A 15267-nucleotide genomic window follows, 5' to 3' on the forward strand; every position below is an offset into this window, starting at 1 on the left:
CCCGTGCTCGGCTCAGCGCGCAGCCCACGTGGCCAGCGCTTCAGCGCAGTCCCGCTCATCCTTGAACAACAGCAGGTCGTCGGCTCGGGTGCGGCCTCGGTTCAGCGCCACCACCGGCAACCCTGCCTTCGCCGCCGCCTGCACGAAGCGGAAGCCGGAATAGACCATCAGCGACGAGCCCACCACCAGCACGGCGTCGGCCTGCTGCAGGTGCTCGTGCACCGCCTCCACCCGCTCGCGCGGCACGTTCTCGCCGAAAAACACCACGTCCGGCTTCAGCAGGCCGCCGCAGTAAGGGCAATCGGGCACCACGAACGTGGAGAAATCGGTCTCCAGATCGGCATCGCCATCGGGCGCGATACCGGCCTCCAGCGCATCCCAGCCCGGATTGGCGTCCAGCAGCCGCTGCTGGAAATCCTCGCGGCCACTGCGGCGCTCACAGCCCATGCAGCGCACCCGGTCCAGGCGGCCATGCAGGTCGATCACCTTGTGGCTGCCGGCGCGCTGGTGCAGGCCGTCCACGTTCTGGGTCAGCAGCAGCTGCAGCTTGCCGTTGTTTTCCAGGGCGGCCAGGGCCTGGTGGGTGCCGTTGGGCCGGGCCAGGCCGAAGCGCGGCCAGCCCAGCAGGCTGCGCGCCCAGTAACGCTGGCGGGTACCCGCTTCGCCCATGAACGCCTGGTAGGTCACCGGCGGCGTGCGTTTCCACTGGCCGTCGGTATCGCGATAGTCGGGAATGCCCGAGGCGGTGCTGCAACCGGCGCCGGTCAGCACGAACAGGCGCTGGGTGCGGTCGATGAAGTCGGTCAGCGGCGAGGTCATGGCTGCCAGATGGGGGCGCCGCAGCGCCCGTGCAAGCGCCGGCTCAGGCGGCCGGCAGCGGCGGCACCGCGATCGGGTGGCCGTCCTCGTCCAGCGCGATCATCACGAAGTGGCCGCGGGTACACAGCTTGCGCTCACCGCTGTGCAGGTCCTCGGCGACCAGTTCGACCTCGACCTTCATCGAGCTGCGCCCGACTTCGACGATGCGGCCGATGGTTTCCACCATCTGGCCGATGCGGATCGGCAGCTTGAAGTCGACCTGGTCGCTGCGCGCGGTCACCACGGTGCGGCGCGAATAGCGGGCGGCGGCCAGGAAGGCGGCCTTGTCCATCCACGCCAATGCCTGGCCACCGAACAGGGTGCCCAGGTGGTTGGTGTGGTTGGGGAAGACGATTTCGGCCATGCGCACTTCAGTGGGCGGCACGGTCTCGGGGATCGGGGTCATGGGGGTGCTTCGGTGTGGGGTCCGTCAATTTTAAGCCAGGCCCCGTGCAGGCGGCGCTACACTGCGCCACGCCCACTGCCAGGACCGCCCATGCCCGCCACTTCCGACCTGCTGGCCTTCGCGCTGGTTTCCCTGGCCATGGTGCTCACGCCCGGGCCGAACATGATCTACGTCATCTCGCGCTCGATCTGCCAAGGGCCGCTCGCCGGGCTGATCTCGCTGGCCGGGGTGGCGCTGGGCTTCGTGTTCTACATGCTGTGCGCGGCGCTGGGCATCACCGCCCTGCTGATGGCCGTGCCGTTCGCCTATGAGGCGCTGCGCATCGGCGGCGCGCTGTACCTGCTGTACCTGGCGTGGCAGGCGCTGAGGCCCGGCGGCCGTTCGCCGTTCGCGGTGCGCGACTTGCCGCAGGACAGCCCGCGCAAGCTGTTCACGATGGGCTTCCTGACCAACCTGCTGAACCCGAAAATCGCGGTGATGTACCTGTCGCTGCTGCCGCAGTTCCTGCATCCGGACAGCGAAGGCAGCGTGCTGATGCAGTCGATCGTGCTGGGCTCCACCCAGATCCTGGTCAGCGTCAGCGTGAACGGCCTGATCGCGCTGACCGCCGGCAGCATCGCCGGCTTTCTGGCCGCGCGCCCCACCTGGCAGAGGGTGCAGCGCTGGCTGATGGGCACGGTGCTGGCCGGGTTGGCGGTGCGCATGGCGATGGAAGGGCGGCGCTGATTGTAGAGTCGAGCCATGCTCGACTTTCTTGCGAACAGCAGTCGAGCATGGTTCGACTCTACAAAAGCGGGCGCGCAACAAAAAACCCCGGCATTGGCCGGGGTCTTTCGTTGCGACAGGCCTGACCGGTTCGATCAGAAGTTCATGTCGAAGGCGACTTCGCCCTGCACGCCGACCTGGTAGGCCGAGACGCGGCGTTCGAAGAAGTTGGTCAGTTCCTGCACGTCCTGCAGTTCCATGAACGGCAGCGGGTTGCGCACGTTGTACTTCTTTTCCATGCCCAGCTTGGCAAAGTGCTGGTCGGCGCAGTGCTGCAGGTACTGGCGCATGTCGCGGGTGGAAATGCCAGCCACGCCACCGGACAGCACGTCCTCGGCGAACTGCACTTCGCATTCGATGGCTTCGGCCAGCATGTCGTAGACCTGCTGCTTCATTTCATCGTCGAACAGGTCCGGCTCTTCCTCACGCACCACGCGCACCGACTCGAAGGCGAACTCCATGTGCGCGCTTTCGTCGCGGAACACCCAGTTGGTGCCCGAGGCCAGGCCTGGCAGCAGGCCGCGCGAACGGAAGTAGTACACGTAGGCGAACGCAGCGAAGAAGAACAGGCCTTCGATGCAGGCGGCAAAGCAGATCTGGTTGAGCAGGAACTGGCGGCGCTGCTCGCGGGTCTCGATGCGGGTCAGGTCCTGGATCGAGTCGATCCACTTGAAGCAGAAATCGGCTTTCTTCTTGATCGAGTCGATGTTCTCCACCGCCGAGAACGCCTTGGCGCGCTCTTCCGGGTCCGGCAGGTAGTTGTCCAGCAGGGTCAGGTAGAACTGCACGTGCAGTGCTTCTTCATACAACTGGCGCGACAGGTACATGCGCGCTTCCGGCGCATTGAGGTGCTGGTACAGGTTCAGCACCAGGTTGTTGGACACGATCGAGTCGCCGGTGGCGAAGAACGCGACCAGGCGGTGGATCAGGTGGCGCTCACCCGGCGACATCTTGCTGTGCAGGTCGGTGATGTCGATCTGGAAGTTGATCTCTTCCACCGTCCAGGTGTTCTTGATCGCGTTCCGGTACATGTCATAGAACTGCGGGTAGCGCATCGGGCGCAGGGTCAGTTCAAAACCGGGATCGAGCAGCATCTGCTTGGGCTTGTCGGCCATGGGTGTTTCCTTGTCTTCTCGGGTCAAAACGCCGGGCGTGGCCCGGCGCTACCTGGGTGTTTCCGTGCTGTGGCCGAGCGTGGCTCGGCTCCACAGGTGCGAGGTGCTCGAGTGCCGACCAACGGTCGGCACCCACCGCGCGGCGTGTTATTGGCAGGCCTCGCAGGCTTCCGGGTTTTCCAGCGAGCAGGCGATGGCTTCGTCCGGGCTGAACACCTTGGCCGGGGCCGCGCTGCTCACCGTGGTCTTGGCGATCTTGGTGGCCGGGCGCGAACGCAGGTAGTAGGTGGTCTTGATGCCCTGCTTCCAGGCGTACATGTACATGGAGGACATCGCGCCGATGTTCGGGCTTTCCATGAACAGGTTGAGCGAGGCCGACTGGTCGATGAAGGCGCCACGTTCGGCGGCCATGTCGATCAGCGAACGCATCGGCAGTTCCCACGCGGTGCGATAGACCTCGCGCAGCGTTTCCGGGATCTGTGGCAGACCCGCGATGGAGCCTTCGGCCAGCTTGATGGCATCGCGCATTTCCGGCGTCCACAGGCCCAGCTTCTTCAGCTCGTTGACCAGGTAGCGGTTGACCTGCAGGAAGTCACCGGACAGGGTCTCGCGCTTGAACAGGTTGGACACCTGCGGCTCGACGCACTCGTAGCAGCCGGCGATCGAGGCGATGGTCGCGGTCGGCGCGATCGCGATCATCAGCGAATTGCGCAGGCCGTGTTCCTTGATGCGCTCACGCAGGGCATCCCAGCGCGCAGTGTCTTCCGGCACCACGTTCCAGGCATCGAACTGCAGTTCGCCACTGGCGGCACGGGTGTCGTTGAACGACGGGTGCTTGCCGCGTTCCTGGGCCAGCTCGCAGGAGGTTTCCAGCGCGTGGAAGTAGATCGCTTCGGCAATCTTCTTCGACAGGGCGCGGGCCTCGGCGCTGTCGAACGGCAGGCGCTTGCGGAAGAACACATCCTGCAGGCCCATGCAGCCCAGGCCGACCGGACGCCAGCGCAGGTTGGCGCGGCGGGCGGTTTCGATCGGGTAGAAGTTCAGGTCAATGACGCGGTCGAGCTGGCGCACGGCCAGGCGCACGGTCTCGGCCAGCTTCTCGAAGTCGAACTCGTTGTGCTCGTCGAAGTGGTTGCCCAGGTTGATCGAACCCAGGTTGCACACTGCGGTTTCATCGTTGGAGGTGACTTCCAGGATTTCCGTGCACAGGTTGGACAGGTGGATCACGTTGCCCGGACGCAGGGTCTGGTTGCTTGCGCGGTTGCACTTGTCCTTGAAGGTCATCCAGCCGTTGCCGGTCTCGGCCAGCGTACGCATCATGCGGGCGTACAGCTTGCGCGCGGGGATGGTGCGGTTGGCCTTGCCCTGGGCTTCGGCCTGCAGGTAGGCGGCCTCGAAGGCTTCGCCGAACAGGTCGGTGAACTCCGGCACCACGCGCGGATCGAACAGCGACCATTCCTGGTCGGCCTCGACGCGCTTCATGAACAGGTCCGGTACCCAGTTGGCCAGGTTCAGGTTGTGCGCACGGCGGGCTTCGTCACCGGTGTTGTCACGCAGTTCGAGGAAGTCCTCGATATCGGCGTGCCAGGTTTCCAGGTACACGCAGGCTGCGCCCTTGCGCTTGCCGCCCTGGTTCACCGCGGCCACGGACGAATCCATGGTCTTCAGCCACGGCACGATGCCGTTGGAGTGGCCGTTGGTCGACTTGATGAGCGAACCACGCGAACGCACGCGGGTGTAGCTGACGCCGATGCCGCCGGAGAACTTCGACAGCTGGGCGATGTCGCCGTACTTGGCGTAGATCGACTCCAGCGAGTCCTGCGGCGAATCCAGCAGGAAGCACGAGGACAGCTGTTCGTGGGTGGTGCCGGAATTGAACAGGGTCGGGCTGGACGGCAGGTAGTCCAGGTTGCCCATGCGCTTGTACAGCGCCAGGGTCTCGGACACGTCCTCGCTGAGCGCACTGGCGATGCGCAGGAAGAACTGCTGCGGGGTCTCGATCACCTTGCGGGTGTGCGGGTGGCGCAGCAGGTAACGGTCATACAGGGTACGCAGGCCGAAGTAATCGAAGTTCAGGTCCAGCGAGATGTCGATGGCGTCGTTGAGCTTGCGTGCATTGGTCTGCACGAAGTTCAGCAGGCGGTCGTTGATCAGGCCGACTTCATGGCCACGGCTGACCGACTGCGAGAAGGCGTAGATTTCCTGGCCCGAGACTTCCTTGGCAATGTAGTTGGCCAGCAGGCGCGCAGCGAGGCGGCCGTACTCGGGCTCTTCACCGATCAGCAGGGCGGCGGTGCGGATGGACAGCTCGTCCAGCTCGCGGGTGGTGGCGCCGTTGTACAGGCCGGAAATGGTGCGGGTGGCCACGCGCATCGGATCGACGGCGTGCAGGCCTTCGGAGGAACGCTGCACCGCGCGCACGATCTTGTTCAGGTCCACCAGCTCGGTGGTCCCGTTGCGCTTGGTCACACTCATCGCGTTGGCCGTCGGCGGCGACGTCAACAGGAATTCGCTTTCCTTCTCGATGGTGGCGCTGGATTCGGTGCTCACGGCGTATGTCCTCTTGGCGTGATTTGGGGGTGCTCGATGCATCGGGGTGACGCAGCCCGGGACATGACGGCCCAGGATGGCAGGGCGGCGTCGCAGAGGATGAGACCCTGCGCCTGCCACTGCCGTTGACGATCGCGGATGGGTGCTGCTGCCACCCCCAGACCTGGGGTTGCTGCGACCGACGGCCACAAGATAGTGGGGGTAATGGGGTCCGTCAACGCCAAATGTAGTGAAATTCGGCAATCCCTTGCGCCGCAAGGATCGTGCCATCGGCGCCCTGATCAGACGCTTCAGACCCGCCGGAACGGGCTGCGCAGTCAAGCCCGAAAGGCGTCACTGCGGTGGCACAACGCACCGCAGAAACGGAACAATGACAGCTTCACATGACAGTGATGAAGCTGGCTAGGGACAACCCTGTGGATAGGTGGTGGGCAGCCGGTGGGAATGCGGTGGACGTCGGGGATCACCCGCCGGGCAGCGACTCGAGGCCGCATGTGTCGGCCGGGCCGGAGGAGCGGCCGCAGGTAACGCCGTTTCGCCCTCCCCCCCCCCGAATCATTGCCGGCCAGCGGCCGGCACTACCGGAATTCCGGGGTGGTCGTGCCGGCCGCCGGCCGGCAATGCACGCCCGCAGCGTCGCTCACGCCCGGTGCGGGGTACCCAGGTACTCGGCGCTCTGCATTTCGATCAGGCGCGAGGCGGTACGCTCGAAGGCGCCCTGCAGGCGCTGGCCGGTGTACAGCTCGATCGGCGAGGTGCTGGCGGTGCAGACCAGGTTGACGTGGCGGTCGTACAGCTCGTCGATCAGGTTGACGAAGCGGCGCGCGGCATCCTCATTCAGGCGGTCGAAGGCGGGAATGCCGCCCAGCAGCACCGTGTTGAACTCGTGCGCGATCTCGATGTAGTCCGAGGGCCCGCGCGGGCCTTCGCACAGCGCGGCGAAATCGAACCAGGCGATGCTCTTGCCACGGCCGCGCACCGGAATCTTGCGGCCCTCGATCTCGATGTTGCCGGGCTTGGCCGGCTGGCCGCCGCTCAGCTCGCTCCAGCGCGTGGCCAGCCACTCATCGCTGTCGGCCGCCAGCGGTGCGCGGTATACCGGCGAGCGGGTCAGCGCGCGCATCCGGTAATCCTCGGTACCTTCGGCGTACAGCTCGACGCAGAAGCGCTGCAGCAGGGCAATGGCCGGCAGGAAGCTCTCGCGCTGCAGGCCGTTGAGGTACAGGTTCTCCACTGCGGTGTTGGAGGTGGTGACCAGGGTCACGCCCTCGGCGAACAGGCGCTCCAGCAGCCGCGCCAGCAGCATCGCATCGCCGATGTCGGTGACAAAGAACTCGTCCAGCACCAGCACGCGCAGGTTGCTGCGCCATTCCTGGGCGATCTTCGCCAGCGGGTCGCTCTGGCCCTGGTGCTCGCGCAGGCGCTCGTGGACGCTGCGCATGAAGCGGTGGAAGTGGGTGCGGTACTTCTGCTTGATCGGCAGCCCGTCGTAGAACAGGTCGACCAGGAAGGTCTTGCCGCGGCCGACACCGCCCCAGAAGTACAGGCCCTTGACCGGCTCGGGCTTCTTCCAGAACGAGGACAGGCGGTCCAGCCAGCCATCCTCGGCACTGTCCAGCAGGCCCAGGTGGATGCGGTCCAGCTCGGCCAGCGCCGCATGCTGGGCCGGGTCGTTCTGCCAGTCGCCACGGGCAACCCCTTCCGCATACCGCTGCGACGGGGTCAGCTCGGTTGCACTCATGCCGCCGCGCCCAACCAATGCTTCACGCCGTGGGTCAGCGCGCCACGCAGGTCGATCAGCTTGCGGTGGAAGAAGTGGCTGGTCTCGGGCATGCGCACCAGCTCATGCGGGAAGTCCAGCGTGTCCAGCCACTGGTAGACGGCCTGCGGGTCGACGATCTCGTCCTGCTCGCCCTGGATCACCAGCCAGCGGGCCGGCGGTGCGATACCGTCGAAATCCCAGCGACCGGCCGGTGGCGCGATCGAGATCAGCGCCTCCGGCTGCAGCGCGGCAGCCGCCTTCAGCGACACGAACGAACCGAAGCTGAAACCGGCCAGCCACAGCCGGTCGTGCGGGCGCTGGCTGCGCACCCAGGCGGCGACCGCCTTCAGGTCATCCTGCTCGCCCACGCCGCCGTCGAAGGTACCAGCCGAAGCGCCGACGCTGCGGAAATTGAAGCGCACCGTGGCGATGCCCAGCTCGCGCAGGGTGGTGGCGGTCATGGTGACCACCTTGTTGTGCAGGGTGCCACCCTCGGTGGACAGCGGATGGCAGACGATGGCCACGATCGGCTGCACCGGTACATCGGCCTTGGGCAGGTCGACGACCACTTCCAGCGGGCCGGCCGGGCCGTCCAGTTCGAGGCAGGCGGTTTCGCCGGGGGCGACGGGGAACGAAGGCTTGTGCATGGCACCATGATACCGTCCCCCGCCCCTGCCCTGTGCCCGCCCCATGCTCTACCTGTCTTTGGCCGTGATCTGCAGCGTGCTGGTTTCGGTGCTGTTGAAGGTGGCCGGACGCCGCCAACTGGATGTTGCGCAGATGGTCACCTGGAACTATCTGGTGGCTGCGACCCTGACGGCCGTGGTGCTGCAGCCGCCGCTGGATGCGCTGCGCGCGCCGCATGCGCCGTGGCTGTCATTGCTGGCGCTGGCGGTGGTGCTGCCGTCGATCTTCCTGGTGCTGGGCCGCGCGGTGGCGGTGGCCGGCATCGTCCGCAGCGATGTCGCGCAGCGGCTGTCACTGCTGCTGTCATTGGCGGCGGCCTTCCTGTTCTTCGGCCAGACCGCCACGCCGTGGAAGCTGGCTGGGCTCGCCCTGGGCCTGCTGGCGATGGTGGCCATCAGCCTGCGTCCGCGCGGCCCGACCGTAGCGTCCTCGCCCGGTGCCTGGGGCTGGCTGCTGGGCGTCTGGGCCGGGTTCGCGGTGGTGGACGTGCTGCTCAAGCAGGTGGCGCTGTCGGGCACACCGTCGATGGCGGCGGTGCTGGCCAGCTTCAGCGTGGCCTTCGTGCTGATGCTTGCGTTGCAGCTGTGGCGGCATTTCAGTGGCTGCAGCCGGCTGGCCTGGCGCAACCTCGGCGCGGGTGCACTGCTGGGCCTGCTCAATGGCGGCAACATCCTTTTCTATGTGCAGGCGCACCAGGCGATGCCGGACAGCCCGGCTACCGTGTTCGCCGGCATGAACATCGGCGTGGTGGTGCTGGGCGCGCTGGTAGGCATGTTCGTCTTCGGCGAGGCCACCACGAAGTGGAACCGCGCCGGCCTGGCACTGGCGGTGCTGGCGATCGGACTGATCGCCTGGGGGTGAGCGTTGGTTGCGGCGGGCCATTTCCGCGCCCGCGGTGGGATGTCGCTTTTCTTTTCGCGCGAAAAGAAAAGTAACCAAAAGAAACGCGCCGCCAGCCGCGAGCCGGTGCTGTGCACCGGTACCCTGCGCTTCTCGGTGAACCAGGGGACGGCGCCGAACTCGCTGCGCTCAGACATCGGCGCCTCTTCGCCCCTGATCCACTTGCGATGCTCGGCTCGCTGGAAGGCGGACTGGTAGATCAAAAGCAAAGGCGGCATCCGTGCCGATCAAGGTCCCTACCAGAGCAGATCCCCGGCGAACCCTATCTGTCGAAACCCAGCAGCAGCGGGTCGTGGTCGGAGCTGCGCCACGGGCCCTGCACGTTGCGGCCCTGGTAGCCGCTGGCGTCCTGCTCGTCGGCATTGCTGTGCCATTCGGCGGCACCGCGCAGGCGCTTGGCCATGCCCGGGCTCAGCAGTGCATGGTCGAGGCGGCCGGTATAGCCGTTGTAGACGTAGCTGTAGGGATGCTCGACCTTGGCGACCTTGAATGCGTCCTGCCAGCCCAGGTCACGCAGGGTGCGGATCGGGTCTTCCATCGCGTAGGCATTGAAATCGCCCAGCAGCACCGCGTCCCTGGCACCGGTACCGGTCGGGTCGGTCTGCAGCCAGGCATGCAGCTGCTGCGCCGAGGTCACGCGGGTCGCGTTCCAGCAGCCCTGGTTGTCGTTGCGGTCGGCGTCGGCACCGGCGGCGTCGCGGCAGCCCTTCGACTTGAAGTGGTTGGCAACCACCACGAACGGCGCGCCCTGCTTGCCCTGGAAGGCCTGCGCCAGCGGCACGCGGCTGTGTTCGACGAACGGACCACCGGTCAGCGTGGCCGGCTTGCCCAGCGGCTGCAGGCGGCTGCTGCGGTAGATGATGCCAACCCGGATCGGATTGTCGCCGGGGCCGTTGCCGGCATCGACGAAGCGCCAGTCGCCCTGCGCGCCACGGTCGCGGTTGAGCGCATCGACCAGTTCGGCGATGGCCGACTGCGGACCATAGCCATCGTTCTCCAGTTCCATCAGCGCGGCGACATCGGCGCCCAAGGCGTTGACCGTGGTGACCAGCTTGGCCACCTGCGACTTGTGCTCGTCCAGGGTGCGCGCGCCGCGCAGGGTCGGGAAGCCACCGCCCTGGCCGTCACCATTGAAGAAGTTCTCCAGGTTGAAGGCCGCCACATGCAGGCTGCCCGGCACGGTCGGCACCGCCGGGCGCTTCAGCTCCGGCAGCTTCAGCGCTCCCTCGACCTGCAGGCGCGGATGGCCCTGCGCATCCACGCGCACGATGCCCTCCACGTTGCGCAGCTGCATGCCGGTGCGCAGCACCGGGTTGCCCGGCAGGTAGGGCACGCTTGCGGGGTCGCGGGCGTCACTGCCATTTTCCAGTACCAGCCGGCGACGCTGGTTGTCGGCCATCACCTGCTCGTAGCCGGCGGTGCCCGGCGCAGCCACTTCGGTCGGCTGCCAGAGGCGGCCGTCGAAGGCCACGGTGAGCTGGCCGAAGCGCTCCAGGCCATCGGTACCGGCCAGGGTCAGCGGTGCGGCGATGCGCACGCGCTGGCCATCCAGCGCGCGCCAGTCGGCCGGTGCGGCGGTCAGCACCACGGTGGCGCTGCTGCGCGCGACAGCGGGCGTCGTAGCTGATGCGGCCTGCGGCTGGGCCTGGGCAAAGGCGCTGGCCGGCAGCAGCAGGGACAGGGCAAGAGCAAGGGAACGGCGGCGCATCGACGGGCGATTCCAGTGAAGAGGGCGCACAGACTAACCCTGAAATGCGGAGATCCGCCTGCGCGGCGGGGGCACAGGGGCAATCAGGCCTCGGTGGGCAAAGCTTAGTAGGTGGTAGAGCCGAGCCCACGCTCGGCTGCGCCTGGCCACACCGTGCGCAGAGCAGCCGAGCGTGGGCTCGGCTCTACAGGAAGCGGCGCGTTGCGGCGGCTATTTCAGGTTGCCCAGCATCCAGTCCACGGTGGCGTGGATCTGTTCTTCGGTCAGGGCCGGGTTGCCACCCTTGGGCGGCATGATGCCGCCATCCGGGCCGGTATAGCCCTCGATGGCGTGCTTGTAGAGGGTGTCCTTGCCCTGCGCGATGCGCTTGTCCCAATGCGAGTGGTCCAGCGTCGGTGCCATGCCCACGCCGGTGGTATGGCAGGCGGTGCACAGGTTGTCGAAGATCACCTTGCCATCCTTGGTGCCGCCGTAAGCCACCTGCGAAGCAGCCTTGGCCAGCGCGGCGGCCTTGGCCGCAGCCTGCGCGGCGGCGCCGGTGCTGCCGGCATAGACCGCGCCGGTGGGCGAAATGCGCTGTTCGGTGCGCTTGGCCGCGGTCGGCGATACTTCGGGTGGAATCCGGGTGTGGATGTAGGCGGCAAGGAGGATGAGGCCGAGGGTGATGGTCGCCAGCAGCGCGATCACCATGGAGAAGCGTTTCAGGAACTCCAGATCGTAATTCCGCACTCTTCGTTACCCCTGGCTGATAGTCGTTGGACCACGGCTGAGCGACTGCGTGATGGGCCGAGTATAGAACGCGCTATGCGTGCGACAACAGGCGTCATGCTGGTGCGGCGCAGCATGCGGCCGTGGCCGCATGCGGGTAGCGCCGGGCCGTGCCCGGCGAGCGCGAAGCGCGGCAACAACGGTCGAGGATGGCAACAGCCGCCGGGCATGGCCCGGCGCTACCGAATTGCCGGGGCACCGATCGCGCGCAGGCAGAAGCTGCAGATTGCGTTCACCAGTGCATCTTCGTCGCGGTGTGCTTCGCGGCTTGGCGCGGTCGGGCCGACCATCGCCTCGGTGAAGGCGCCGACCAGGCACGCAGCGGCCACATGCGCGTCCTGCGCAGGCAGCTCACCGGCCGCCACGCCCTCCTCCACCAGCCGCAGGAACACGTCGCCGAAGGCGCGACGACCGCGCATGCGCTCGGCTTCCACGTCCGGGTCGACCGGTTCGACGATGAAGGCGTGCGCCAGCCCCGGCCCAGCCAGGGCACGGCGTACGAAGGCGGTGATCGCCAGCCGCAGGCGCTCGCTGGCCGCCTCCGGGCCACTGGCGATGCGCTCCATGATCGCCACCTCGTGGGCCACCGCGGCGTTGAGCACCTCCACGAACAACTCGGCCTTGGACGGGAAGTGCCGGTAGATCAGGCCGGTGGACACCCCCGCCAGGGTCGCCACGGCGGTCACCGGGGCATTGCGCCAGCCGCCAGTGGCGACCAGTTCACGGGTGGCCAGCAGGATCCGTTCACGGGCCCCGGCCAGGCGTTCTTCCATCAGTGCAGAGCGTTTGTAGGCCATGTTTTGATTCTGGTTTCAATTTTTGAATTTGTATTCACTTCTTATCCGAACCCCGCTACGCTGGGGTCCAATCGCCCGTGCGGGCAGCGGTCCTGCAGACCGCCGCCCGCTCCCCCGCCGGGTGCGTCCATTTCCTGCCATCCCGTCGTGGAGCCACCACAATGCACGTGCCATCCCTGAACTTCGACCTTGGCGAAGACATCGACCTGCTGCGCCAGAGCGTGGCCCATTTTGCCGCCGCCGAGGTCGCGCCGCTGGCCGCCGAGGCCGATGCCAGCAACCAGTTCCCGCTGGCTCTGTGGCCGAAGCTGGGCGAACAGGGCCTGCTCGGCCTCACCGTGGAAGAAGCATACGGTGGTACCGGCATGGGCTACCTGGCCCACGTGGTGGCGATGGAAGAAATCTCGCGCGCTTCCGGTGGCATCGGCCTGTCCTATGGCGCGCACTCCAACCTGTGCGTGAACCAGCTGCGCAAGAACGGCAACGAAGAACAGAAGCAGCGCTTCCTGCCCGGCCTCTGCAATGGCAGCCTGGTCGGTGCGCTGGCGATGAGCGAGCCGGGGGCCGGTTCGGACGTGGTGTCGATGAAGCTGCGCGCCGACAAGCGCGGCGACCGCTACGTGCTCAACGGCAACAAGATGTGGATCACCAACGGCCCGGATGCTGACGTGCTGGTGGTCTATGCCAAGACCGACATGGAGGCCGGCGCCAAGGGCATCACCGCGTTCCTGGTCGAGAAGGGCATGAAGGGCTTTTCCACCGCGCAGAAGCTGGACAAGCTGGGCATGCGTTCTTCGCCCACCTGCGAGCTGGTGTTCCAGGACTGCGAGATTCCCGAAGAGAACGTGCTGGGCCAGGTTGGCGGTGGCGTGCGCGTGCTGATGTCCGGCCTGGACTACGAACGCGTGGTGCTGTCCGGTGGCCCGCTGGGCCTGATGGCCGCGGCCATGGACGTGGTGATGCCGTACGTGCACGAGCGCCACCAGTTCGGCGAGCCGATCGGCAGCTTCCAGCTGATCCAGGCCAAGATCGCCGACATGTACGTGGGCCTGGGTGCCTGCCGTGCGTATGTCTATGCCGTGGCGCGCGCCTGCGACCAGGGCCGCACCACCCGCCAGGACGCCGCCGGTGCCATCCTGTACGCCGCCGAGAAGGCCACCTGGCTGACCGGCCAGGCGATCCAGATCCTCGGCGGCAACGGCTACATCAACGAATACCCGACCGGCCGCTTGTGGCGCGACGCCAAGCTGTATGAAATCGGCGCCGGCACTTCGGAGATCCGCCGCATGCTGATCGGCCGCGAACTGTTCCAGCGCACCCTGTAAGGCCAACGCGATGACCGTCCTGAACAGCCAGCTGCAACCGGGCAGCGAAACGTTTGAAAGCAACCGCGCGGCGATGCAGGCCGTGGTCGACGACCTGCATGCCACCCTCGCGCGCACCGCGCTGGGTGGCAGCGAAGCCGCACGCGCCAAGCACACCGCGCGCGGCAAGCTGCTGGTGCGTGACCGCATCGACGCCCTGCTCGACCCCGGCAGCGCCTTCCTGGAAATCGCGCCGCTGGCCGCTCACGGCATGTACGAAGACGCCGTGCCGGCCGCTGGCGTAGTGGCCGGCATCGGCCGCGTGAGCGGCGTGGAATGCGTGATCGTGGCCAACGATGCCACGGTCAAGGGCGGCACCTACTACCCGATGACGGTGAAGAAGCACCTGCGCGCGCAGGAGATCGCCGAACAGAACCACCTGCCGTGCATCTACCTGGTCGATTCCGGTGGCGCGTTCCTGCCACTGCAGGACGAAGTCTTCCCCGACCGCGATCATTTCGGCCGGATCTTCTACAACCAGGCCAACCTGTCGGCGCAGGGCATTCCGCAGATCGCCTGCGTGATGGGCAGCTGCACCGCCGGTGGTGCGTATGTGCCGGCGATGAGCGACGAGACGGTGATCGTGCGCGAGCAGGGCACGATCTTCCTCGGCGGCCCGCCGCTGGTGAAGGCGGCCACCGGTGAAGTGGTGACGGCCGAGGAACTGGGCGGTGCCGACGTGCACACGCGCATCTCCGGCGTGGCCGACCACATGGCCGACAACGATCTGCAGGCGCTGGCACGGGTGCGCGCAATCATCGCCCAGCTGAACTGGCGCAAGCCGGAACCGGCGATGGCGGTACAGCCTTCCGAGGAACCACTGCTGCCGGCGCATGAACTGTATGGGGTGATTCCCGCCGATACGCGCAAGCCCTACGACGTGCGCGAAGTGATCGCACGCCTGGTCGATGGCTCGCGCTTTGACGAGTTCAAGCCGCGCTATGGCGCAACACTGGTTACCGGCTTCGCGCATCTGAACGGCTACCCGATCGGCATCATCGCCAACAACGGCATCCTGTTCTCCGAGTCGGCACTGAAGGGCGCGCACTTCATCGAGCTGTGCACCCAGCGCAACATCCCGCTGGTGTTCCTGCAGAACATCACTGGCTTCATGGTCGGCCGCAAGTACGAACAGGGCGGCATCGCCAAGGACGGCGCCAAGCTGGTATTGGCGGTGGCCTGCGCCAAGGTTCCCAAGTTCACCGTGGTCATCGGCGGCTCGTTCGGTGCCGGCAACTACGGCATGTGCGGCCGTGCGTACTCGCCCAACTTCCTGTGGATGTGGCCGAACGCGCGCATCGGCGTGATGGGCGGCGAGCAGGCCGCCAGCGTGCTGGCCACGGTCAAGCGCGATGGCATCGAGGCCAAGGGCGGCCAGTGGCCGGCGGCGGAGGAAGACGCGTTCAAGGCACCGATCCGCGAGCAGTTCGAGCAGCAGGGCCACCCGTACTACGCCAGCGCGCGCCTGTGGGACGACGGCGTGATCGATCCGGCCGACACCCGCCGGGTACTGGCCCTGGCGCTGTCGGCCAGCCTCAACGCCGCCCCGCAGCAGACGCGCTTCGGCGTGTTCCGCATGTAACCCGT

Annotated in this window: 13 protein-coding genes; 4 read left to right on the forward strand and 9 right to left on the reverse strand. The window is 66.8% G+C overall.

Annotated features, from left to right (window positions below; translation table 11 throughout):
• Positions 1 to 12: 12 nt before the first annotated feature.
• Positions 13 to 819, reverse strand: coding sequence for an NAD-dependent protein deacetylase (locus tag AC5P8J_RS10575; RefSeq protein ID WP_021203757.1), 807 nt, complete (start codon positions 817 to 819; stop codon positions 13 to 15).
• 43 nt (positions 820 to 862) lie between these two features.
• The gene (locus AC5P8J_RS10580) at positions 863 to 1264 is read right to left on the reverse strand and encodes an acyl-CoA thioesterase (RefSeq protein ID WP_021203756.1); all 402 of its coding nucleotides are present in this window, start codon (positions 1262 to 1264) and stop codon (positions 863 to 865) included.
• 90 nt (positions 1265 to 1354) lie between these two features.
• On the opposite strand from AC5P8J_RS10580, the gene AC5P8J_RS10585 reads away from it, so the two are divergent.
• Entirely contained in the window at positions 1355 to 1990 is a 636-nt protein-coding gene (locus AC5P8J_RS10585; RefSeq protein ID WP_021203755.1) for a LysE family translocator, read from the forward strand.
• Between the two features lie 134 nt (positions 1991 to 2124).
• On the opposite strand, the gene AC5P8J_RS10590 is transcribed toward AC5P8J_RS10585, so the two are convergent.
• The 4 genes from AC5P8J_RS10590 to AC5P8J_RS10605 all read right to left on the reverse strand — a co-directional run bounded on the left by AC5P8J_RS10590 (position 2125) and on the right by AC5P8J_RS10605 (position 8103).
• Positions 2125 to 3144, reverse strand: coding sequence for a ribonucleotide-diphosphate reductase subunit beta (locus AC5P8J_RS10590; RefSeq protein WP_005420683.1), 1020 nt, complete (start codon positions 3142 to 3144; stop codon positions 2125 to 2127).
• A 147-nt stretch (positions 3145 to 3291) separates the two neighbouring features.
• Complete coding sequence (locus tag AC5P8J_RS10595) at positions 3292 to 5694, reverse strand: ribonucleoside-diphosphate reductase subunit alpha (protein ID WP_019661866.1); 2403 nt, start codon at positions 5692 to 5694, stop codon at positions 3292 to 3294.
• A gap of 640 nt (positions 5695 to 6334) precedes the next feature.
• Positions 6335 to 7435 (reverse strand): cell division protein ZapE, encoded by a 1101-nt coding sequence (gene zapE, locus AC5P8J_RS10600; RefSeq protein WP_111097704.1) that lies wholly within the window; start codon positions 7433 to 7435, stop codon positions 6335 to 6337.
• Positions 7432 to 8103 (reverse strand): alpha/beta hydrolase, encoded by a 672-nt coding sequence (locus AC5P8J_RS10605; RefSeq protein WP_019661868.1) that lies wholly within the window; start codon positions 8101 to 8103, stop codon positions 7432 to 7434. Before AC5P8J_RS10605 ends, zapE begins: the two co-directional genes overlap by 4 nt.
• Before the next feature lie 43 nt (positions 8104 to 8146).
• Between AC5P8J_RS10605 and AC5P8J_RS10610 the strand changes: the two genes are divergently transcribed.
• Positions 8147 to 9004 carry an EamA family transporter gene (locus tag AC5P8J_RS10610; protein ID WP_227854212.1) on the forward strand — a complete coding sequence of 286 codons (858 nt, stop codon included), beginning with the start codon at positions 8147 to 8149 and terminating at the stop codon, positions 9002 to 9004.
• Between the two features lie 301 nt (positions 9005 to 9305).
• Here AC5P8J_RS10610 and AC5P8J_RS10615 read toward each other — a convergent pair whose 3' ends face one another.
• From AC5P8J_RS10615 to AC5P8J_RS10625, 3 genes are all read right to left on the reverse strand, one after another.
• Positions 9306 to 10751, reverse strand: coding sequence for an ExeM/NucH family extracellular endonuclease (locus AC5P8J_RS10615; RefSeq protein WP_111101761.1), 1446 nt, complete (start codon positions 10749 to 10751; stop codon positions 9306 to 9308).
• A gap of 210 nt (positions 10752 to 10961) precedes the next feature.
• Positions 10962 to 11480 (reverse strand): c-type cytochrome, encoded by a 519-nt coding sequence (locus AC5P8J_RS10620; RefSeq protein ID WP_005407662.1) that lies wholly within the window; start codon positions 11478 to 11480, stop codon positions 10962 to 10964.
• Positions 11481 to 11698: 218 nt separating this feature from the next.
• Positions 11699 to 12316, reverse strand: a complete 618-nt coding sequence (locus AC5P8J_RS10625; RefSeq protein WP_021203751.1) for a TetR/AcrR family transcriptional regulator — start codon at positions 12314 to 12316, stop codon at positions 11699 to 11701.
• 161 nt (positions 12317 to 12477) lie between these two features.
• Between AC5P8J_RS10625 and AC5P8J_RS10630 the strand changes: the two genes are divergently transcribed.
• Both AC5P8J_RS10630 and AC5P8J_RS10635 read left to right on the forward strand, forming a co-directional pair.
• Positions 12478 to 13641: an isovaleryl-CoA dehydrogenase gene (locus tag AC5P8J_RS10630; RefSeq protein ID WP_014035590.1), complete on the forward strand. Its 1164-nt coding sequence runs from the start codon at positions 12478 to 12480 to the stop codon at positions 13639 to 13641.
• A 10-nt stretch (positions 13642 to 13651) separates the two neighbouring features.
• Positions 13652 to 15262: a carboxyl transferase domain-containing protein gene (locus AC5P8J_RS10635; protein WP_021203750.1), complete on the forward strand. Its 1611-nt coding sequence runs from the start codon at positions 13652 to 13654 to the stop codon at positions 15260 to 15262.
• The last annotated feature ends 5 nt before the right edge of the window (positions 15263 to 15267 follow it).

The organism is Stenotrophomonas sp. YJH_SMC_37 (assembly GCF_059370035.1).